General features: G+C 50.4%; 20 protein-coding genes and 1 tRNA gene. All 21 read left to right on the top strand.

Annotated elements, in window-relative coordinates:
• Positions 1–2 precede the first annotated feature (2 nt).
• The 21 genes from dtd (at position 3) to BUQ78_RS03205 (ending at position 22,029) form a co-directional block, all read left to right on the top strand.
• Positions 3–458: a D-aminoacyl-tRNA deacylase gene (gene dtd, locus BUQ78_RS03305; protein WP_014806338.1), complete on the top strand. Its 456-nt coding sequence runs from the start codon at positions 3–5 to the stop codon at positions 456–458.
• Positions 455–1,093 carry an MBL fold metallo-hydrolase gene (locus BUQ78_RS03300; RefSeq protein WP_074199260.1) on the top strand — a complete coding sequence of 213 codons (639 nt, stop codon included), beginning with the start codon at positions 455–457 and terminating at the stop codon, positions 1,091–1,093. Before dtd ends, BUQ78_RS03300 begins: the two co-directional genes overlap by 4 nt.
• 92 nt (positions 1,094–1,185) lie before the next feature.
• Positions 1,186–2,223 (top strand): rod shape-determining protein, encoded by a 1,038-nt coding sequence (gene mreB, locus BUQ78_RS03295; RefSeq protein ID WP_014806340.1) that lies wholly within the window; start codon positions 1,186–1,188, stop codon positions 2,221–2,223.
• Positions 2,224–2,264: 41 nt separating this feature from the next.
• Positions 2,265–3,071 carry a rod shape-determining protein MreC gene (mreC, locus tag BUQ78_RS03290; RefSeq protein WP_074199259.1) on the top strand — a complete coding sequence of 269 codons (807 nt, stop codon included), beginning with the start codon at positions 2,265–2,267 and terminating at the stop codon, positions 3,069–3,071.
• Positions 3,072–3,536 carry a rod shape-determining protein MreD gene (gene mreD / locus BUQ78_RS03285; RefSeq protein ID WP_074199258.1) on the top strand — a complete coding sequence of 155 codons (465 nt, stop codon included), beginning with the start codon at positions 3,072–3,074 and terminating at the stop codon, positions 3,534–3,536. It begins immediately after the preceding gene.
• The gene (gene mrdA, locus BUQ78_RS03280; RefSeq protein ID WP_074199257.1) at positions 3,537–5,270 is read left to right on the top strand and encodes a penicillin-binding protein 2; all 1,734 of its coding nucleotides are present in this window, start codon (positions 3,537–3,539) and stop codon (positions 5,268–5,270) included. It abuts the gene before it with no gap.
• Positions 5,271–5,274: 4 nt separating this feature from the next.
• Entirely contained in the window at positions 5,275–5,919 is a 645-nt protein-coding gene (gene minC / locus BUQ78_RS03275; RefSeq protein WP_014806344.1) for a septum site-determining protein MinC, read from the top strand.
• Between the two features lie 25 nt (positions 5,920–5,944).
• Entirely contained in the window at positions 5,945–6,745 is an 801-nt protein-coding gene (gene minD / locus BUQ78_RS03270) for a septum site-determining protein MinD (RefSeq protein ID WP_014806345.1), read from the top strand.
• 22 nt (positions 6,746–6,767) lie between these two features.
• Positions 6,768–7,040, top strand: coding sequence for a cell division topological specificity factor MinE (gene minE / locus BUQ78_RS03265; protein WP_014806346.1), 273 nt, complete (start codon positions 6,768–6,770; stop codon positions 7,038–7,040).
• Between the two features lie 9 nt (positions 7,041–7,049).
• Positions 7,050–8,147, top strand: a complete 1,098-nt coding sequence (rodA, locus tag BUQ78_RS03260; protein WP_074199256.1) for a rod shape-determining protein RodA — start codon at positions 7,050–7,052, stop codon at positions 8,145–8,147.
• 41 nt (positions 8,148–8,188) lie between these two features.
• A complete protein-coding gene (locus BUQ78_RS03255) occupies positions 8,189–9,988 on the top strand; it encodes a TIGR03960 family B12-binding radical SAM protein (protein ID WP_074199255.1) in 1,800 nt (599 codons plus the stop codon).
• Positions 9,978–10,559, top strand: coding sequence for a TIGR03936 family radical SAM-associated protein (locus tag BUQ78_RS03250; protein WP_074199254.1), 582 nt, complete (start codon positions 9,978–9,980; stop codon positions 10,557–10,559). Before BUQ78_RS03255 ends, BUQ78_RS03250 begins: the two co-directional genes overlap by 11 nt.
• A gap of 21 nt (positions 10,560–10,580) precedes the next feature.
• Positions 10,581–12,080, top strand: coding sequence for an Rne/Rng family ribonuclease (locus BUQ78_RS03245; RefSeq protein ID WP_074199253.1), 1,500 nt, complete (start codon positions 10,581–10,583; stop codon positions 12,078–12,080).
• On the top strand, positions 12,055–15,456 hold the full coding sequence (gene smc / locus BUQ78_RS03240; protein ID WP_074199252.1) for a chromosome segregation protein SMC: 3,402 nt from the start codon (positions 12,055–12,057) through the stop codon (positions 15,454–15,456). The genes BUQ78_RS03245 and smc overlap by 26 nt, the downstream gene beginning before the upstream one ends.
• 8 nt (positions 15,457–15,464) lie before the next feature.
• On the top strand, positions 15,465–16,196 hold the full coding sequence (locus BUQ78_RS03235; protein WP_074200152.1) for a tRNA1(Val) (adenine(37)-N6)-methyltransferase: 732 nt from the start codon (positions 15,465–15,467) through the stop codon (positions 16,194–16,196).
• Complete coding sequence (rsmI, locus tag BUQ78_RS03230; protein ID WP_074199251.1) at positions 16,196–17,032, top strand: 16S rRNA (cytidine(1402)-2'-O)-methyltransferase; 837 nt, start codon at positions 16,196–16,198, stop codon at positions 17,030–17,032. Before BUQ78_RS03235 ends, rsmI begins: the two co-directional genes overlap by 1 nt.
• Positions 17,022–18,962 carry a methionine--tRNA ligase gene (gene metG / locus BUQ78_RS03225; RefSeq protein ID WP_074199250.1) on the top strand — a complete coding sequence of 647 codons (1,941 nt, stop codon included), beginning with the start codon at positions 17,022–17,024 and terminating at the stop codon, positions 18,960–18,962. The genes rsmI and metG overlap by 11 nt, the downstream gene beginning before the upstream one ends.
• Before the next feature lie 28 nt (positions 18,963–18,990).
• Complete coding sequence (locus BUQ78_RS03220) at positions 18,991–19,764, top strand: TatD family hydrolase (RefSeq protein WP_074199249.1); 774 nt, start codon at positions 18,991–18,993, stop codon at positions 19,762–19,764.
• Positions 19,765–19,772: 8 nt separating this feature from the next.
• Positions 19,773–20,897 carry a tRNA guanosine(34) transglycosylase Tgt gene (gene tgt, locus BUQ78_RS03215; RefSeq protein WP_074199248.1) on the top strand — a complete coding sequence of 375 codons (1,125 nt, stop codon included), beginning with the start codon at positions 19,773–19,775 and terminating at the stop codon, positions 20,895–20,897.
• On the top strand, positions 20,894–21,904 hold the full coding sequence (locus BUQ78_RS03210; RefSeq protein WP_074199247.1) for an L-threonylcarbamoyladenylate synthase: 1,011 nt from the start codon (positions 20,894–20,896) through the stop codon (positions 21,902–21,904). The genes tgt and BUQ78_RS03210 overlap by 4 nt, the downstream gene beginning before the upstream one ends.
• Positions 21,905–21,942: 38 nt before the next feature.
• Positions 21,943–22,029 (top strand) — tRNA-Leu (locus tag BUQ78_RS03205).
• Positions 22,030–22,159 lie beyond the last annotated feature (130 nt).

Here is a 22,159-nt window from a genome sequence, read left to right as displayed (position 1 = left end):
AAATGAGAGTTGTACTGCAGAAAGTGCTCTGGGCTAAGGTTGAGGTTGATGGCGAGGTGGTCGGCGAGATAGGCCCCGGACTTTGCCTTTTGGTTGGAGTATCGCGTGATGACACCCTTGAGGATGTAAAATATATGGCGAACAAAATACCCAACTTGAGAGTCTTTCCCGATGATGAGGAAAAGTTAAACCTCTCCCTGCTCGATGTGAAGGGCTCAATCTTGGCTGTATCTCAGTTCACGCTTTTTGGTGATTGCAGCAAAGGCAGAAGGCCTTCTTTTTTGGGTGCTGCTTCGCCAGAGCTGGCCCTTGAACTTTTCAAAAAATTTCTGGATGAATTGAAGAAAACGGGATTGAAGGTGCAGACGGGGCGATTTCAAACCCACATGAAGCTGAGCTTATGCAACGATGGGCCTGTTACTTTGATACTAGATAGTAAAGAGGTGCTGAATAAATGAAGATCCATAGATTTCCCTTAGGTTCGCTGTTTGCAAACGGATATTTGGTATATGATGAATCGCACAAGGCCTTTTTCGTGGATCCGGGAGGAGACCCCGACGATGTAATAGCTGCCATCGAAGGAAACTCCTTGCAGCTTGAATGGATCCTTCTGACCCACGGGCACGCTGATCATGTGGGAGGGGTGAACGCTTTAGCTGAACGCTTCAATTGTTCCGTGGCCATACATAAAGACGATGCCGGAATGCTGATTGACCCCTCAAAAAACCTTTCTATATTTACGGGAGATGTCGTCAAGGTGGACCATGAGGTCAAGTTGCTCTCAGACGGAGACGAGATAAAGGTTGGCGACCTTTTGGTGCGCGTCATACACACGCCTGGACATACACCTGGGTCAGTTTGCTTCCTCGTGATCCATGGCAAAGAAATGGCCCTTTTTTCGGGAGATACCTTATTCGCTTTAAGCGTGGGCAGGACCGATTTGCCGGGTGGAGATTTTGATGCCTTGGAGGCTTCGCTAAAGAAGCTTGAGGGCTTGCCCGACGATTTAAGGGTCCTGCCTGGGCACGGACCTGAGACGATCTTGGGAAGGGAGCGTCAAAATAATCCATTTTGGCCAAGGAAAGAACGGTGAATTTCAGTTTAACTGGATTTTTGCGGGAGGTCTTATGTAAAATTATCTGAGCCAATAAATTTGTTGCCGTTAATTGGAGGGGGTTTGTTCGTTTGTTTAGGTTTTTATCGGGATTATTTGCTCAAGATATAGGCATAGATCTTGGGACTGCCAATGTGGTCGTATACCTTAAGGGCAAGGGCATCGTGGTAGATGAGCCCTCGGTGGTGGCCTACCGAAAGTCATCGAACGCTAGAGATGAGATAATAGCCATCGGAAGGCGAGCCAAGGAAATGATAGGCAAGACGCCTCAAAGCATAGTTACCTTAAGGCCATTGAAGCATGGTGTGATCGCCGACTTCGATGTGACTGAAGCGATGCTTCAGCATTACATAAGAAAGATAAATGGCGATAGACGCATCCTTGCACGTCCGAGGGTCGTAGTAAGCGTTCCGGCATGTGTGACGGAGGTGGAAAGGAAAGCGGTGATAGATGCCTGCCTGGGTGGGGGAGCCAGAGAAGCCTACATCATAGAAGAGCCCCTGGCTGCAGCCCTTGGTGCGGGCCTTCCCATACATGAACCCAAGGGGACCATGATCATAAACATCGGAGGCGGCACAACCGAGGTAGCTGTTTTGTCTTTGGGGGGAATAGTGGAAAGCTCATCCTTGCGAGTGGCAGGTGACGATATAGACGAGGCCATCATTGAGCTGTTGCGACAGAACTTCAAGATGTGCATTGGCGAGGCCATGGCCGAAGAGATAAAGATATCTGTGGGATCAGTATGCGCTTTGGATGAAGAGCTGTCCATAGAGGTCAAGGGGCGTGATTTAAGCAACGGGTTGCCCAAGACCTTGACCATTACGTCCTCCGATGTAAGGGTTGCTCTGGAGCCCCTTATTAAGAGAATGGAAGAGACGGTGCGCGATACATTGGAGCGCACCTCCCCTGAGCTTGTCCGAGATATTGTCGAGCGAGGGATAATATTGACAGGAGGGGGAGCGTTGTTAAAGGGCTTGCCCAAGAGGTTGTCTGCATCTTTGAATATCCCAGTCATGTGTGCCGAGCAACCGCTTTACGTCGTCGCGATGGGCATCGGGAAGGTATTGGATGAGCTTGAGAAGATGAAGCGGGCCTTGATATCCATTTAGATTGCGATGGTTAATTTCTTAAAAAGAGGTATCACTTTCCGATGAGAGGCAGGAAGTTTTCCGAGTTTTGGCAACTGGGGATCGCTCTTATTGCGTTTTCCGTGTTGTTGATGGCCACAATCGGATACAATTCCGAATTCGATTTAAAGGCAAGGGACGGCTTTTATCGAGCGGTGAGGTATTTGGAACTTCCTGCAGTTGTATTGAAGGACGTAGCGGGAGGCGTGCTTCTGTTAAGCGAGGAGAAGAGATCGCTTCTTGAGACTATAGACTCCCTTCAAAGGGAAAATATAGCCCTAAGGGTGCAGTTAAATAACTTGCAGTCGCTTAAGGAATTAAACGATCCCGGGACGCCTATCGCGTTTAAGGCAGGGGTGAACACCTTAAAGGCAAGGATCATCTATCGTCATCCGGGCTGGTGGTGGAGGTATATTTCCGTGGACAGAGGGGGCGCCGACGGCGTAAAGCGCGGGATGCCCGTTTTAAGCGGCAAATATGTAGTTGGAAGGGTCTTTCTGGCCGAGGACAGGACATCCATAGTAGAGTTAATAACCTCTCCCGATTTGAGGATGCCCGTGGTGGTGGAGGAAACCAGGGATATAGGTGTCCTTTCCGGAAATGGCAAGGGGAAAATGGTCCTGTCTTATATGCCCAAGGATGTACCGCTGCAACAGGGCATGAAGGTGGTTTCCGCCTTTGCCATGGATAACTTTCTCCCCGGATTGCTCGTCGGAACCGTAGAAGGGATCCAGGAGGAATCTAATGAAGATGATTTCAGGTCTTACGATATAAAACCCAGTGCCGACCTTTCTCAGCTAAGAAGCGTTACCATTCTGGAGGTAATGTAGGTGTATCCCTTATGGCTGATAGCAGCCGCATGGTGGATGGTTCAAGATATACTGCAGGTGTTTGCCACTCCCGTAGCCGTTGTCCCCGATATCTATATCTTGATGTTGGGGATGTCCTTGATCGAGGAAAGGCGGAGCAATATATCCCTGTTGATCGCAGCCTTCGTTGGCGGGCTTCTGTGGGATATGCGATGGGGATCTCCCTTGGGTTTCACGGCCCTGTCGTACGTAGGCTCTTTGGTCGCGATTAAGGCTTTATGGAGGATCATATCCAAGGCTGCACGGACGCCCGCCATGGCGATTGTGCTTGTCTTTGGAACACATCTTTGTTCTTCTGCCATTGGATTAACGCTTTATGAAGATTCGACGTCCCTGCTAAGCGTTCCCTTCATGGTAAAACAGATAGGGGCATTGTTGCTGTGCTTCCTAATGCGTGCCTACCTGTTGCGCGGGGTGACTGATTGATTGAAGCGCATTGATCTTCCCATAGTTATTGATAGGCGTTTACTGCGATGGATGTATTTTCTCTTCGGGATATTTGCTTTGCTTGGCGTCGCTTTGTTCATATTTCAGGTATTGCATGGCGATAACTATATTAGGCTAGCCACGGATAACAGATTGAGGATCATCAGGCGTGCCGCGCAGAGGGGGACCATTTATGATGCCAACGGGATTCCTTTGGCCGTAAGCATAAGGACCTTTTCAATCCAAGGCTATCCCCTTGCCATGCAAAGCGACGAGACTATCGCAAGGGTTTCTTTTTTCTTAAGGAAACACGGCATCATGAGATCGCCCGAAGAACTGAATGAGATATTGAAAGGAGGATACACCGTTCCATACCGGTCGGTGACTTTGGTCAACAATTTGACGTTGGCTCAAATGTCTTCCATCGTTGCCGACCCCGATTTTCCCCAGGAATTGGTGCCAGTTTCACAGTGGCGTCGCGTCTATCCTGCCGGAAGCGTTGCCGCGCACGTGGTGGGATATACGGGAAGCATCAATAAAGATGAATTGAAAAAATATGGTGGCGAAGGCTATCAGGGCGGAGACGAGATCGGCAAAGCCGGGGTTGAGATAAAATTTGAGGAAATACTGCGGGGACAGCCTGGGGGCGAGGCAATAGAGGTTGATGCCAGAGGCAGGCTGGTGCGGAAACTGGACCGCAAAAAGCCTGTACCGGGCGAAGATATAGAACTTACGATCGACCTGATGGCCCAGCAAAAGGCTGCATCTTTGCTGGAGGGAAAGCGCGGTGCTATCGTGGTGATGGATGTAAGCAATGGCGATGTAGTGGCGCTTTACTCTTCGCCATCTTACGATCCGAACCCCTTGAGTTGGGGCCTGAGGGATTTCGAGTGGAAGGCCTTGACCGAAGACTCGACTTATCCCATGATGAACAGGGCTATAGGTGGGTTGTATGCGCCGGCCTCCACCTTCAAGATCGTTGCGGCGGTTGCCGGGTTATCCGAAGGAGTAATATCGCCCAATACGACCTTTTTTTGTCCCGGATATCTGGAGGTGGGCAACAGGACGTTTCGCTGCGTAAGGCGGCATGGTACCGAAAACATTGTGGGTGCCTTGAGGGATTCCTGCAATGTGTTTTTCTTCCAAGTGGGGTTAAAGCTGGGAATCGACACGTTGTCCAAGTGGGCATACCGGCTTGGATTCGGCAGGATTACGGGGATTTCCCTCCCCGGAGAATCTGCCGGGAACCTGGCAGGGCGCAAGTGGAAAAAGGCTGTCTGGGGAGAATCGTGGTATCTTGGCGATACTGCCAATTACGTCATAGGCCAAGGATTTGTGCAGGCTACTCCTATGCAGATAGCAAGAGCTTACGCTGCAGTGGCAAACGGTGGTTTCCTTCCGAGGCCAAGGCTTTCCAAGGGCGAGCCCATTTTGGGTGAGCGCATCCCAGTGAACGAAAAAGTCTTGAGCGTGGTAAGGCAGGGCTTGGAACAGGTCGTTAAGTCAGGTACGGGACGAGCAGCGGGAGCATACGGCGTCAAAGTGGCAGGAAAGACAGGTACAGCTCAAACATCAAGGTACAAAAATGATGCTTTATTCGTCGGCTATGCCCCGGCCGACTCTCCTAAATACGTAGCCGTGGTGCTGCTTGAAGAAGGAGAGTCGGGGGGTAAAAGGGTTGCCCCCTTGGCGGGGGAGATGTTGGCCTTTTTGCTTAAGGAAAAAGGGGAGTGAAGGCATGGAATCGCACATCATCTTAAAGGGGACCAAAGAGGGCGTTCGCTGTGTTATTCCCGAAGATAAGGATATAATGGAGCTCGAAAGGATGTGCGATGAAGTTTTAAAAGACATCGGTCACATATTGCGCGACGGTACCTTGATTGTAGATCTACAGGGCAGAGAAAGCAAGGAAGAAGAAATATCGTTTATACTTAAAAAGCTGGTATGGCCTTCAGGGGCGACCAAGACTATATGGAGATCGTATGATACATACACCAGAAAGGTCTTAAGGGCCGCAGGTTTTAACATAGAGGAGCAACGTTCAGGCGCAAGCCTGCAAAACAGCAGGGGTTTGTTTATATGCAAATCCATCAGGTCCGGACAAAAGGTAGAACATGATAGCGATATCTTTATCGTTGGCAACGTCAATGACGGTTCGGAGGTCTTGGCATCTGGTAATATTTGGATATGGGGCAAGCTCCAGGGAGTTGCACACGCCGGTTGTCAGGGAGACGAGGAGGCCCACATATTGGCAAGGGTCTTCGAGTCAAATCAGATTAGAATAGGCAAGCTATACTCAAGCATCGAGAGGAACAATTCCTATTGGGGCAAGTCCGTATTGATCTACGCCGAGGAAAATATGCTCGTATTTAAGGAGATTTGATAGCATCTTTAGGGAGGCGGGGGAGTTGGCAGCTAGGACTATAGTAATAACTTCAGGTAAGGGGGGAGTTGGCAAGACCACCACAACTGCAAACCTTGCCGTTGAGCTAGCGAAGATAGGCATGAAGGTCGTCGCCATTGATGCCGATATTGGCTTGAGAAACTTGGACGTCGTGATGGGGCTCGAGAACAGGGTAGTGTACACCTTGGTCGATGTCATTGAAGGGACATGCAAATTAAATCAGGCGTTGGTCCGCGACAAAAGGGTGGAAAACCTATACCTGCTTCCTGCAGCGCAAACCAGGACCAAGGATGCCGTGACGTCCGATCAGATGCGCGACCTTTGTTCCATGCTTTACGATGAATTCGATTTCGTCCTCATTGATAGCCCGGCCGGCATAGAAAGCGGGTTTAGGAACGCCGCAGTCCCGGCACAGGAGGCTCTTGTCGTTACCACGCCTGACGTATCCTCCGTGAGGGACGCAGATCGTATAATAGGGCTTTTGGAATCCATGGAAAAACAGAGCATTTCATTGGTGATCAACAGGCTGTCGCCCAAGATGGTTAAGAGGGGCGATATGCTGGACATTTCAGATGTGATCGACATCCTGTCAGTGAACCTCATTGGCATCGTTCCAGAGGATGAGGCCGTGATAACTTCCACCAACAAGGGTGAACCTCTGGCATTGGAGGCGGCCAGTCCTGCCGCCAAGGCCTTTAACAACCTGGCCAGACGCATCCTTGGAGAGAAGGTTCCGTTTAACGAGCTCGATTATTTGAACAACAAGGGCTTCTTCGGGCGCATTAAAAGGATGTTAGGCATATAAATTACATTTGGGGGCATGAGGCATGGCTTTTTTCTGGGATAAATGGTTTGGAAAAGGCAAGACGAAAGACGCGGCAAAGGAACGGCTTCAGCTTGTCTTGATTCACGACAGGACCGACCTTGCCCCTGAGCTTTTGGATCAACTCAGGGTCGAGTTGATAAGGGTCATATGCAACTACCTCGAGGTAGACGACGAACACATCGAGTTAGGGCTTGAAAGGGAAGACAGGACTGTCGCCTTGGTGGCAAACATACCGGTAAAAAACGTAAAGAGACAATATCAGACGAGAAAGTAAAATGCCACGATGATAAAGCGTAATTCATGGGTTGAAGCCTTAAGTGCGATCGATATGCCTCTTTTGGCGATCGTCATAACGTTGTACGTCCTTGGCGTCATGACCATATATAGCGCTACCTTCGGTCAGGGAACAGCTTACGTCGAAAGACAGCTGATCAACGGTTTAGTGGCAGCTGTAGTCATGCTCGTGTTTTTGTATCTGGGCATAAAGAGGATGTTCGACTGGTCCTACGTCTTATACGGCGGGCTAGTGCTCGCCCTTGTCGTGTTATTGCTCTTAGGGAATGCCACGCGCGGTTCGCACAGGTGGATTTACATAAGCGGATTTGCCTTTCAACCCTCCGAAATTGGCAAACTGGTGTTGTGCTTGACTTTGGCCAGGTTTTTGGCCCTAGAGGAGACTAACGGTCTAAGAAAACTGCTCAAAGTCATGTGCCTTGCCGGTGTAAGTGGAGTGCTAGTGTTGTTGGAGCCCGACCTCGGAACGTCCATAGTGTATGGCGTTATTACCATATCCTGCCTCTGGTTGAGCGGCTTGCCTAAAAGGTACTTTGTGGCCATGTTCGCTTTAGGCCTGGCGGCGCTTCCTGTGATGTGGATGTTCCTGAAGGATTATCAAAGGCTTAGGATTTTAACTTTTTTAAATCCCAACCTGGATCCTCTAGGTGCAGGATACAACGTTATACAGTCCCGCATAGCGGTGGGCTCCGGAGGCATACTCGGAAAGGGATTTTTGCAGGGAACCCAGAGCAAGCTGCAATTTCTGCCGGAGCCGCATACGGATTTCATATTCGGGGTTTTTGCGGAAGAGTTTGGCTTTCTCGGCAGTTTGGCGGTGCTTTCCTTGTTTGCTCTTCTCATATGGAGGATCGTCGTCATAGCATTGAGGAGCAAGGATGTCAGGGTTAAAGTGTTTGCGGGGGGGATTTCAGGCTGGCTGGCCTTTCATGTGTTTGAGAGCGTGGGCATGAGCATGGGGTTGATGCCTGTAACCGGTCTTGCTCTGCCATTTATGAGCTACGGAGGAAGTTCTCTCATAGCGATTTGTGGCGCCTTAGGCCTCCTTTTGAGCGCCTGCTTGGATATTCCCGCCAGATACGAATAACTAGATAAACTAATAATGACGAATTTTTGCGAGGGGATCATATGAAAGATCTTTCTTTTGATTTGCGTTGGGACAGACAATGGGACTACCTTGCACGCGTAAGGCGACCTTCTCGATACATAGACGAAGAATGGGGGACCCTTAAGCCGAAAGGAGATCAAGAGGATTTGGTGAAGATATGTCTTGCCTACCCCGATGTATATGAGGTAGGCATGAGTTACGTGGGCTACCAGATCCTGTATTACTTGATCAAATCCCTTGATGTGGCAGACGTAGACAGGGTTTACGCGCCCTGGCCCGATATGGAAAATTTGCTTGTCCAAGACAACGAGCCATTGAGGTCCCTGGAGGCGAAACGCCCCTTAAAGGATTTCGATCTGATAGGCTTTACGCTCCAATACGAACTTAATGCAACGAACATACTGACAATGCTTAATCTATCGTTCATACCGATGAGGTCGGAGGATCGCGGGGAAGATGACCCCATAATCATAGCGGGAGGACCGGGTAGCCTTGCTCCGGCCCCTTACGTTCCCTTCGTTGACGTCTTTTGCATGGGTGACGGAGAGGAATTGATAGCGGAGATGCTGTCATTGCTCTTCGATGCTCGCTTTTTAAAAAGATTCGAAAAGCTTCAGTTGCTTTCTAGGATTGAGGGATGTTATGTTCCGGCAGTTACGGGATTGCGGTCAAGCGTCAAGAGGAGGGTTGTCTCCCTGCAGGATGCGTTTGTAACGACCTCTTATTTGGTGCCGTCCGATAAGATAGTCCACGATCGTGCATCAGTGGAGGTGTTTAGGGGTTGCTCCAGGGGTTGCAGGTTCTGTCAGGCCGGGATGATCTATCGGCCCGTGCGCCACAGGGATCCCAAGAAGGTGGGTCAATTAGCGGAAGGGATCATAACTGGGAGCGGATATGAAGAGCTGGGATTGGTGTCCCTTTCTACCTGTGATTATCCCTGGTTGGAAGAGCTCCTGGACGATTTAGGCCCCTTTTTAACCGAAAACAGGGTGACTTTGAGCCTTCCAAGCCTAAGGATGGATCCCAAGGCCATCGACATAGCCCTGAAGCTTGAAGGCATGAGAAAAAAGGGATTGACCTTTGCGCCTGAAGCTGGGACCCAACGCTTGAGGAACGTGATAAACAAGGGCGTTACGGAGGAGGATATTGAAAACACCTTAAAGGCTGTCTTTGAGGCTGGCTGGAATAAGGTTAAGCTTTACTTCATGATGGGGCTCCCCACGGAATGCGACGAGGACCTTCGTGGCATAGTGGATGTGATACGCCTGGCTTACTCCATAGGCAGAAGTTACAATAAAAGGTCCTCCGTATCGGCTTCGATTGCAGGGTTTATTCCCAAGGCCCATACGCCCTTTCAGTGGGAGGCTCAAGATTCCATTGAAAGCCTTAAAAGCAAAGGGCTTTGGCTTAAAAGCCAGTTCAGGGAAAGGAACATATCTGTCAGCTTTCATGAACCGACCCAAAGCTTCATTGAAGCCGTGATAGCAAGGGGCGATGAAAGAGTTGGCAACGTCATAGAGAAAGCCTGGCAATATGGTGCGCGATTTGACGGATGGGGTGAGACTTTTGACATATCCCTATGGCAGAAGGCCTTCGAGGATTGTAACCTGGATCCCTGCGAGATAGCGTCAAAATCCCTTTCTTATGACGACGTCCTTCCCTGGGATCACGTAGACGTCGGCGTCACAAAGGCCTTTCTGTGGTCTGAGCGCGTCAAAGCCTTAAAGGGCGAACTGACTGGGGATTGCCGCCTGAACGGCTGCAACGGTTGCGGCTTACAGGGCGTGTGTTTCGATGCGAGGTCTGGCCATGATAGTTAGAATCCTTTACGAGAAGCTGGGTCCTGTGTGTTTTGTACCCCACGTGGAAATGCCCACGCTGTTTTCAAGGTCCATGAGAAGGGCTGGCATAAGACAAACCTTTACGGAGGGCATGTCCCCTCATCCGAAGATAAGCTTAGGGCCGCCCTTGCCGGTGGGGGTGTTTTCCCTGTGCGAGCTGGCCGACCTTTGGCTTGATGAGGAAGATCCTTCTTGCATGGATCGGCTAAACGATTATCTTCCCGAGGGTCTTAGGGTAAAAAGGGCATGTAGAGCGGATGGCAGATCCTTGAGCAAATCCTGCGATGGGGCCCAGTATCTGTTGTGCTTTAAGGTCAATGAAATGTCGAAGGCTGCGGTTGGTATCCTTAGTTCTCGCGTTGAAAAGGTTGGTCCGTCGTCTGTGGGAAAATGCCTTGACGTAATCATGCTTAAACCTTACGAGGCAAGTCCTGCCATGTTTGTCAAGCTTCTTTCGAGTGAAGGAGTGATCTCCTCCTGGGGGGACATAAGGATCGTAAGGACAAAGCTTGGAAGATGGGACGGCCATGAGGTAATCTCGCTTTTGTGACTTCGTTGGGGGGTAGTGCTTTTGAACGGCGATGATAAAAGTATCATAGCGAACGTCATCGATCCAGAGGAAGCTCGTGTGGCCATCATGGAAGGAGGGCATCTGGTCGAGCTTTTTGCCGAAAGGATGTGGGATAGGCAAAGGGCGGGAGAGATATATAAGGCCAGGGTTGATAACATCCTTCCGGGCATGAATGCGGCCTTCGTTAACCTTGGTGAAGGACGCAATGCCTTTCTGTACTTGGACGACGCCAAAAACGTCGAGGTAAAGCCCAACGGCGAAGTAATCGTCCAAGTCGTAAAGGTCGCAAGAAAGGGCAAGGGCCCTAGGGTTACGGCTAAAATTTCCTTGCCGGGAAGATACGTCGTCCTGATTCCTGGATCTCGCGAAGTGGGCGTTTCCCGGCGTATCTACGATGCCGATGAGAAGGAGCGTTTGAAGGACTTGGCAAGGCAACTTGCCCCTTCTGATTTTGGAGTGATAGTTCGAACGGCAGCGAGCGGAGTGGACGAGGAGGCGCTAAAGGAAGAGATAGAGGAACTCGTTGAACTATGGACGGAAATAACGAACCTGGCGACAAAAATGCCTACGCCTTCTCTTTTATATCGCGATGCCGGGCTGCTTGGCAGAGTCCTGCGCGATGAACTCGACGGAAACGTATCTCAGATAGTGGTAGATGACCCTAAAGAATATGAACAGATATCAGACTACGTGTCAAGGTATGCCCATGATCAAGGTCGCCCTACAGTCGAACTCTACACCAGAAATGTCCCAATATTTGAATATTACGGCATAGAAAAGGAAATAAGCGCTGCCCTGGAAAGGAAGCTCTGGCTTCCCTCGGGCGGATTTTTGGTCATAGATCAGACGGAAGCCATGACAGTCATAGATGTCAATACGGGAAAATATGTGGGGACCAGCGATTTGAGGCACACCATAATTGACACGAACGTGGAGGCGGCAAGGGAGATCGCTAAGCAGCTGAGGCTTAGAGCCATAGGTGGCATAGTTATCGTTGATTTTATCGATATGGATTATGCCGAGGATAAACAAAGGCTGCTCGACTACCTGGGTGATCTTTTTAAGGGGGACAGGAATAAGGCGAAGGTCTATGGAGTCACCAAACTGGGCTTGGTGGAGATCACCCGCAAGCGTTCCAGGCCGGACCTAAAATCTTACATGACGAGACCGTGCCCCTTTTGTGCCACCACAGGGTGGGTGTTGAAGGAAGATGTCGTCGCTATGGATATAAAACGCTTCATGCGCAAGGTGATAATGTCCAGCAAGATGGAAGCCTTAATATTGGAGGCTCACCCGGCTATAGCACGCTATATAGGAGAAAACTTTTTATCCCAATGGGTCCAGGAATTCAAACGTGCCATTTTTATGGTTGAATCGAAGGACTTAAGTTGGGAAAAATATCGGCTCGAGTTTCAAGGAACGCTGGATCAGGCGCTCTATAAGGTGAATTTGCTTGAAGGGGAAGGGGATCTCGTTGTACATAGAGCGGATCGCCCTTAAGGGATTTAAGAGCTTCGGAGATCATGTTGAGATAGTTTTGTCAGACAAATATACGGTGATTGCCGGCCCTAACGGAAGCGGGAAGAGCAACATCTTGGATGCCGTTAGATGGGCATTGGGGGAGCAGTCTGCCCTTCGTCTGAGGATATCCAAACAGGGTGACCTGCTTTTTCAAGGAAGTCCCTCCAGACAGGCTGCAAGGGAAGCCTGGGTTTCGCTTACATTAAGACAGGATGATAAACTGCGGACATTCAAGCGCATACTTGACGAGAGCGGTTCGTCCTTCATCGTCGACGGCAAGAGGGTAAGGCTTTATGAAATGGAGGAAGAAAAGCACGCGTTAGGGCTGGATGGCGTCGATTTTGCCTTTATAGGACAGGGAGAGGTCCTGGAGGCGATAAAGCAAAGGCCAATAGATAGAAGGGGCAACCTGGAAGTCCTATTTGGCATAGCATCCTACCGAAAAAAGAGAGAGGAGGCCCTACTTAAGCTTGCAAATGTCGCAGAGGAAGCACGCCGGCTTAAGACCTTGATCGACGAGCTAAAGCAAAGACAAAGTGACATTCGCCCCATCGTGCTCAAGGCCCTGAAGAAAAGGGAGCTTCAGGAATCCCTTGACGAAATATCCCTTAAGATCAAAGGCCTTGAGTACGCCAAGCTCCTGCATGACATCGAGAAGCTTTTGAAGCGCAAGGAGGACCTTTTAGGCGGACGCCTGCGTGCCGTAACCTGGTTTTCGCTTTGGGAAAAGGCCTCAGGCCTTTTGAGCGATAGGGCGAAATCTATCCTCGTTGAGGAGGCTGAGCGCAGGCAAAGATACGCCAGGATTTCTTTGGACCTCGAAAATTTAAAAAAGAAGTTGACCTCCCTGACGCTTGAGCGCAGGAACGCAAGGGCCTTAAAATTGCGGTCTCAAGAGGAACTGGACGTCCTTCGTAGCTCTCTGCGTAGCCTAAAGTCCGAGGAAGAAAGGTTGGACTCGGAAGTCTTGGAGCTAAAAAAAGACTTAATTTCTAAAAAAGCTCATTACGATGACCTTGAATCGCAAAAACGAGAACAGATTGCACTCGTAGAGGAGCTTGCCGGAAGGAAAAGGGAACTGCTTGAGAAAAAGGCCCTTCATGAATCGACCATCATTGAACTGGAACGCAAGATCCGTCTTTCAGGGAAGAGTTATGCCGGCCTGATCGCGCGAAGGATTGAAGCAAGGGACAGTCTATCGCAGGACAGTAAGGCTTTAAAAGAACTCGAAAGCCGCCTGTCGCTGGAGGAAAAGGCCTTCGAGGAGCTGTCGTCTAAGCACACCAAGGCCTTGGCGCGTGCCCAAAAACTGGCTGCAGAAATACAGACGAGGAAAAAGGACGAGTCGAAGCTCGTCTTGGAGGTGGAGCGCATAAAGGATACATTGGCCTCAGGAGCCTATCCTAGGCCGGTAGAGTTTCTGTTGGCTGCCAAGAAGCTCGGAAGATTAGATGTCGATTTCAAGGTGATGGTGGATGCCCTAACCTGTCCGAGGGAGTACACAACTGCACTGCAGTCCTTCTTGGGAAGCAGGCAGTTTTGGATATTGGTAAACGACGAAGAGGATGCCCATGTATGCATAGATTACATCAAAAGGGCCAACGTGGGTAGGGCCACTTTTTTACCCCTTAATAAAGCTAATCCCCAAAGGAGACCAAGCGTCATAAGCGACGATATCAACGTCATCGGCTGGATTATCGACCTCATTTCTTACGACGTTGCTTGGGAAAGGGGAGTCATGCACTTGCTAGGAAACCTCCTGCTGGTAAGCGGCTACGAGGACGCAGTGAAGATGACTAGGATGCTAAGGTCATGTCCGGTCGTGACCTTGGAGGGTGAGGTCTTTTTGCCCAGCGGGACGATATCGGGGGGGCGTGTTCCCAGTCAGTCCAGAAACGTATTGGAGCTAAAAGGTGCATTAGCGGAAAAGTCCGAAAGGATAAGAGCTATTCAAATTGAGATCGATAATTTAAGCTTTGAACTGGCCAAGGAGGAAGAAAATGAGATATCGCTGAAGCGGGAAGTCCAGCTCAAACTTGAACTTATCAACAAGCTTAAGGCACAACGTGAAAGGACTTTGAAATTCATTCAAAGCAAACAAACCGAGTTGGCAAATGTAGAAGAGGAGATATCAAGGCTAAAAGATGAAATTCGCAAATGCCTATTTGGACTAAATGATAATAAGTCCAAGCTCCAGTCGGTAATGTCGAAAATTGCGGACATGAAGGAGTTGGACTTCAACGATCAATTGCAGGGCGAGTTGAGGAGCTTGGAAAGCCAGATGAAAGTTATAGAGGAGAGGCTAAAGGGTCGCCTGGACGTCTTGAAGAAGGTTCAAGACGATCTTCGCTCCGCCGAGGACGGCATCGTTTCAAGGGAAAGGGAAACAGAGAAGATAGAAAGCATGATATTTGATTGTAACGCTAAAATAAGAGAAATGGCATCGGCATATCGTGACCTTTGGCGCGAACATAAGGAGCTTTCGCAGGTCCTAGAAGATCTTCAAGGCGATAAAAGGGGGTTGGAATCGTGGCTTCATAAGGCATCCATAAAGCTTGAGAGGGCAAAGGGGCGGCTAAAGAGCATCGAGACCGAAATATTTTCCCTGGACGATAAGCTCAATGAGCTTTACGGCCGAAAATCCAAGTTTGAAGAAGAAGGGCTAAAAGACGTCTGCGAACCATTTGTCGATGACGGCGAGATCGAAAGGCTTAAAATAAGGCAAAGAAGGCTTCATCAGGAACTTGTGCAGTTCTACGACGTAGACAGCGGTGTTCTCTCAGAAGATGCCTCTTTGGCATCGCGCATTAACTACCTTTCAGAGCAGTACGAAGACGTTAAAGAGGCCAAGGAAAAACTTGAGATGATGATAAAGGATACGGACAAGCAGGCTGGCATATTATTTCAAGAGGCTCTGAAGGCCATAAACGTGCGCTTCAATACCATTTTCGTAAAGCTCTTTGGCGGAGGCGAGGCGCACCTTTTCATGAGCGACGAATTGGACCTCTGGAACTCCGGCGTCGAAATATCGGCCAGGCCCCCGGGAAAGCGCCCCCAAAGCCTAACTCAGCTTTCAGGAGGAGAGAGGTCCCTTACGGCAATCGCTTACCTCTTTTCGACCATGGAAGAAGCCTCCGTCCCTCTGGCCATACTTGACGAGGTTGACGCCTCTTTGGACGAAGCTAACTTGAAGCGCTTTGCCGATCTAGTGGAGGAATATTCGCGTAACATTCAGATCGTCGCCATCACGCACAGGCGGCCCACGATGGAAAGGGCGGATATAATGTACGGTGTGACCTTGGAAGAACCGGGTTTGTCCAAGGTGATAAGCATAAAACTTTCTGAGTGGGAATGATGTCCTTTATGGAGACAACCTTTGACGACATTCTTTACGGAAAACTCAAGATGCGCCAACCTTTGTGCGGTCCTCGTATTTCCGTGGACACCGTACTGCTTGCATGGTTTGTAAGGTTAAGGCAGGGCGATCGCGTCATGGAGCTTGGCACTGCAAGCGGAGGAATATCTCTTATCTTGGCCAAAAGATGGCCAGCGGTCTCCTTCATAACGGGCATCGACATACAGGAAGAGCTGGTAAAGATGGCCAGAGAAAATGCTGAGATAAACGGCTTGGCCGATCGGGTGACCTTCGAGGTGTGTGACATAAGAAATATAACTTCCCTTTATCCGCCGCAATCCTTTGATGTGGTAGTGGTAAACCCACCGTACAACGAGATTGGAGAAAGCAGGGTAAGCCCAAAGCGAGGCGTTGCCATTTCAAGACAAGAGGTTGTCTGTACGCTTGAAGATGTAGTTAGGGCTTCATATCATCTGCTTAAGGACAGGGCAAGGCTTTATATGGTCCTGAAGGCCGGTCGCGTGTCCGAGCTTTGCTGGCTGCTCGAGAAAACTCGAATGCCGCTTAAAAAGCTTAAGGTCGTTTACCCGAAGCCCAAGGTTGAGGCATCGATAATTTTGGTGGAAGCAAGGCGAAATGCCGGCAGGGGTGTTAAGGTTGAACCGCCGTTGTATATATGCGACGAATCGGGCAATTACACCCCTGAGCTCATGTCCGCCTACGAGATAGGTGGTAAGTGATGCCCCTTTCGGTGGTGCCCACTCCAATAGGCAATCTCAAGGACATCACTCTTAGGGCCTTGGAGGTCTTAAAAAGCGCCGATTTGCTTTTGTGCGAGGATACAAGGCGTGCCCTTAAGCTCCTTAACTACTACGATATCAAGGTCAGGATGGTGTCTTACCACGAGCATAACGAAAGGGCTCGCGTCAAGGAAGTTCTTGATATGTTGGCCCTTGGGCTTAACGTCGCCCTGGTTTCCGATGCCGGCATGCCATGCATATCCGATCCGGGCTCCATACTGGTGCGTGAGGCTATAAAGGCCGGTTTTGAGGTAGACGTACTCCCTGGACCGTCTGCCATTCTTCCGGCGCTGGTGATGTCGGGCTTGCCGACGGAGCGATTTTGTTTTTTGGGCTTTTTGCCCGACGATGGCAAATCCCGAAGGGAATTTTTGACTTCAACCGGCACCTTCCCTTTCACGTGTGTGTTTTACGTGGCGCCCCATAAAGCCTTGCGCGATCTGCGCGACATATTGGACATATGGGGCGACAGACAGGCAGCTCTTATAAGGGAGATATCTAAGTTGCATCAGGAATGCAGGAGAGGCTCTATTTCGGAACTTTTGGAAAACGTCCCGGGAGTAAGAGGAGAGCTGGTGCTCGTGGTAGAAGGAAGCACCACACCGCCAAGGGAGGACGAATCGTGGAAGGCCCAGGCAACTTGCCTTCGAGGGCAGGGCATGTCCGTAAAAGATGTTGCAAAAATGCTGTCCGAAAGCTATGGTATAGAGAAAAATCGCATCAGAAAGTTTTTGCTAGATCTAGAACGAATGGAGGAAGGAAAAGATGAGTCGTGAGAGCTGCTTTTACATCACCACTCCAATTTATTACGTTAATGATGTCCCACATATTGGGCATGCCTACACCACCGTAGCTGCCGATGTGATGGCCAGATACAAGAGGATGTGTGGATTAGACGTTCTTTTTTCCACCGGCACCGACGAACACGGCCAGAAGGTTCAGCAAGCGGCCCAAAGGGAGGGCATAACGCCACAACAGCTTGCCGACAGGACCGTGCAAAACTTCAAAAACCTTTGGGATAAGCTCGATATACTCTATGACGATTTCATAAGGACCACCGAGCCCAGGCATGTGGAGGTCGTGCAGTACATATTCAAGAAGCTCATGGACCAGGGCGACATATATAAAGGAACCTATGAAGGTTGGTATTGTGTCCCCTGCGAGACTTACGTGCCCGAAAGCCAGATGGGGGAGGACAAAACCTGTCCCGACTGCAAGAGGCCCCTTGAGAGGATGACGGAGGAGAGCTATTTCTTTCGCATGTCAAAGTATGCTCAACCCTTGCTCGAGTTCTACGAAGGCAATCCAAAGGCCATACTTCCCGAATCCCGCTACAACGAAATATTGAGCTTCATAAAAATGGGCCTTAAGGACCAGTCGGTGTCCAGGACCACGCTGAAATGGGGGATTCCCGTGCCCGGCGACGACGCCCATGTCATCTACGTGTGGTTCGACGCGCTAATAAACTACCTGACCGTGTGCGGCTATCCCAAGGATGAAACCAGGTGGAAAAAGTATTGGCCCGTGGTGCATCACCTGGTAGGCAAGGACATACTTCGTTTTCACAGCGTAGTGTGGCCGGCAATGCTTCTTGCCCTTGGCGTTAACCCGCCAAAGCAAGTCTTTGCCCACGGATGGTGGACCGTCGAGGGAGAAAAGATGTCGAAGTCCAGGGGAAATGTAGTCGATCCCTTTGAGATCGTGGACCTCTATGGGGCAGACTCCTTTAGATATTTTTTGCTCAGGGAAGTTCCCTTTGGCCTTGACGGAGATTTTTCCGAGAAGGCATTGGTGCAGAGGATCAATTCCGACCTGGCAAACGACTTGGGAAATTTATTGTCCAGGACGCTTCAGATGGTCGTCAAATATTTTGACGGGGTCGTGCCAAAGCCACAGTCCGAGCCCCTCGAAGAGGACTTGGGCATCGGGCAGGCGGCGGCAAGGGAAGTGTTTAGTCGAATTGATGGGCTGATGTCGCGCTTTGCCTACGACGAGGCTCTCAAGGAGATATGGGGCTACGTGAGCAAGGCCAATAAATATATAGATGTAACCATGCCCTGGAAGTTGGGAGAGGAAGGCGATAAAAGCCGCCTAAGCAACGTGTTGTACAATTTGTGCGAGTCCCTGAAGAACATCGCCCTTTTCATCGCTCCCTTCATGCCTCGGAAGGCCGAGGAAATATGGGAACAGCTGGGCTTGAAATCAGCCCTCGATCTCGGCAGCTTCAAGTCCCTGGATACATCCTTTCCGGCCGGAACGGCGGTAAGCAGAAAGGGCTCTCTTTTCCCGCGGATCGACCTTAAAAAGTGGGCCGTCGAAAAGGAGGAAAGGGAGGCCAAAAAGAGCCTGCAACCCGATCCAGGCGACCACGAGGAAGAAGTTTCCATCGATGACTTTAAAAAGATAGAGCTTAGGGTGGCAAAGGTCGTATCCGTAGATGCCATTCCTGGAGCCGATAAGCTCTACAAGCTGACGCTCGACCTCGGGTACGAGCGGAGGGTTATAGTATCGGGGATAAAGGAGTATTATAGCCCCCAGGATTTGATTGGCAAAAAGATCATCGTAATATGCAACCTAAAGCCAGCCAAGCTGCGCGGCGTCGTGAGCAACGGCATGCTTCTTGCGGCAGAATCTCCGGACGGATCCAAGCTTGCGCTCCTTACGGTCGATAACGATGATATACCCTTGGGCAGCCGCGTCCATTGACGCGTCCCGTGAGGAGACGAACAGGATCGTGCCTTTGGTAGACACTCACTGTCATGTCTTTATGCCCGAATTAAAATCGCGCCTAAACGATGTGCTTGCAAGGGCTACAGGTGAGGGGTTAAGGCGGATGCTGCTGGTTGGCTTCAATGAAGTCTCCAGCTTCGAGGCGCTGTCCCTGGCAAGCAAGATAGAGGCGATAAAATGCTACGCAGCTGTGGGCGTTCATCCCCACGATGCAAAAGAGGTAAAAGGCGAAATTTCTGAGGAGCTGCTCTCTTTGGGAGAAAACGAACGCGTTGTCGCCATAGGAGAGACGGGGCTGGATTACTACAGAAACCTTTCCCCCAAAGAGGTTCAGCGTGAAGTATTTTTAAAGCATATAAGGTGGGCAAAGAAGGCAGGAAAGCCCCTGGTATGCCACATAAGAGATGCTTACGATGATGCCTTGGCCATATTAAAGTCCGAAGGCCCCGGCAAGGCGGGCGGGATCCTGCATTGCTTTCAAGGAGACGAAAGACAGGCCAGGGAGGCCATAGAGATGGGGTTTTATATTTCCTTTGCCTGCAATATTACCTACAGGAAGAACGATGCCTTGAGGGAGGTTGCGGCAAATATACCGCTTGAAAGCATCTTGTGTGAGACCGACTCTCCCTACCTTTCGCCAGAACATGCCAGGGGAAAGACCAACGAGCCGGCCAACGTCATCTATGTATATGAGACCATAGCGTCGTTGCGCGGCATGCCCTTGGACGAATTTGCAGATGCGGTATGGAAAAATTCCATAAAACTTTTAGGATGGTAGGTCTGGATATGAAAGATTTCTTTAACTATGAAGTTATAGCCGAATGCCCTCACACCAGGGCGAGGGTTGCCAGGATGTCAACTCCCCATGGCATCATAGAGACTCCCTGCTTTATGCCGGTGGGAACGCAGGCCACAGTTAAGGCCATGGCGCCCTTTGAGCTCGAGATGTTGGGGGCTCGTATAATTTTGTCCAATGCGTACCATTTGTATTTGCGCCCCGGAGTCGACATTATAGAGAAGGCCGGAGGCCTCCATGGTTTTATGGGGTGGGACAGGGCTATACTTACCGACAGCGGAGGCTTTCAGGTCTTCTCTCTGGCGTCGCTTAGAAACGTAAGCGACGACGGAGTGGAATTTCAATCCTACCTGGACGGAAGCAGGCATTTTCTGACTCCCGCCTCGGTCATGGCCGTTGAGGAATCATTGGGAAGCGACATAGCCATGTGTTTTGACGAATGCACTTCCTATCCTATAAGCGAAGAGGATGCCAGGAGGGCTACCCTTAGGACCATAAGGTGGGCCATGTTATGCAAGCAGTCCCATTCAAGGCCCGATCAGGCGCTATTTGGCATAATTCAAGGGTCCGTATTCCCGGAATTGCGCAGGCTTTGCGGCGAAGCATTGGTGGACATGGACTTTCCGGGTTACGGCATAGGCGGTTTAGCCGTGGGGGAACCCAAAAGGATGATGTATGATGTACTGGAGCTGATGGACCAACTGCTTCCAAGGAGTAAGCCTCGCTACCTCATGGGCGTCGGGCATCCCCTTGATATGGTTGAAGCCATTGCGCTGGGTGTTGACATGTTCGATTGCGTGTTGCCGACCAGAAACGCCAGAAACGGGTCGGTTCTGACCTCAAGGGGAATGTTGAACGTCCGAAGGCAAGAGCTTAAAGACGACCTTTCGCCGCTGGATCCGAAGTGCAATTGCTACGTCTGCAAGAACTTCAGCCGAGCCTACATTCGTCACCTCCATAAGGCCGGCGAGATCTTAGCCTCAAGGTTGTGTACGTGGCATAACCTTCATTTCATGTTGGAGCTTGCCCGCGAGGCAAGAAGGACGATAATGGACGGCAGTTTCCCTCAGCTGTTGGAATACTGCCGAAAGGTCTTTGGAGATGAAACAGATTGAAGAAGGCGGTCGTATATAAGCTGGACAGATGGAATCCCGACGAGAAAATCATAAACTTAGCCGCAAAGGAGCTTAGGAAAGGCCATTTAGTGGCCTTTCCCACAGAGACGGTTTACGGCTTGGGGGCCAATGCCCTGGATGAGGAGGCCGTCAGAAGGATATTCCTTGCAAAGGGAAGGCCTCAGGACAATCCCCTAATAGTGCATGTAGCTGCCATTGAAACGGCTCGGGAGATCGCATACTGTGATGAAAGGGCCCTAAGGTTGATGGATGCCTTTTGGCCCGGTCCCCTTACCCTTGTAATGAGAGCAAAGGACGTCGTGCCGAAGGTCACGCGCGGCGGGCTTGACACCGTAGCCGTACGGATGCCTTCGCATCCCGTTGCCTTGGCCCTGATCGAGGCCTCAGGCGTTCCCATAGCAGCTCCAAGCGCAAATACGAGCGGTAGGCCAAGCCCCACTGACGCTGATACCGTTTACGAGGACCTTGGCGATAGGATAGAGGTCATACTCGATTGCGGTCCGACCGATGTGGGCGTGGAATCGACGGTGATAGACATCACGGAGGAAAAGGCGGTGCTCCTTAGGCCGGGGGGATTGCCCATAGAGGCCCTGACCGATTTTGGCGAGACCGTGTTGCTTCCGGAGAACCTAAGCCGAGAAAGGGAGATAAATTTAAAGAAACGATCCCCGGGCACGCGCTATAGGCATTATGCACCCAGGTGTAAGGTTTTGTTGTGGAAGGCGGAAGAGGATTGGCCTAAAATTAGGGGCGAAAGGGTCGGCTACATGGGCATCAGAAGGCCGCCGGTAGATTTGGGCGATGATGCAATCTTCTTTGATTCGCTGGAAAATTATGCCCGTGGCTTGTTTATGGGCTTGAGATACCTCGAAAAGAGGGGGGTAGAAGCGATAATAGCCGATTATCCGGAAAAAAGAGGAGTGGGCCTGGCCATAAGGGATCGTCTTTACAGGGCCTCTCTTGCTGAATTTGACGAGAAGCCATAAAGTATTGTAGAATTAATTGCCGTTTGACATACAGGCAAGGGCAGGTGGCGGAAAGGTAGACGCGCTGGCCTCAGGAGCCAGTGGGCTTAGCGCCTGTGGGGGTTCAAATCCCCCCCTGCCCACCATTTTTCGAATTCATATCCCGTCAGAAGAAATACATCCATAACACCCCAACTTATGGAGAAGGTTGTCCTGTGATATTGACAGAGTCATCAGCATTTGCTATTATGATCGCTCGCATTATGAACGCTTGTT

The organism is Acetomicrobium flavidum, assembly GCF_900129645.1.
GTDB lineage: Bacteria > Synergistota > Synergistia > Synergistales > Acetomicrobiaceae > Acetomicrobium > Acetomicrobium flavidum.
Note: the sequence above shows the minus strand (reverse complement) of the source record. Positions and strands in the feature narration are given on the sequence as shown.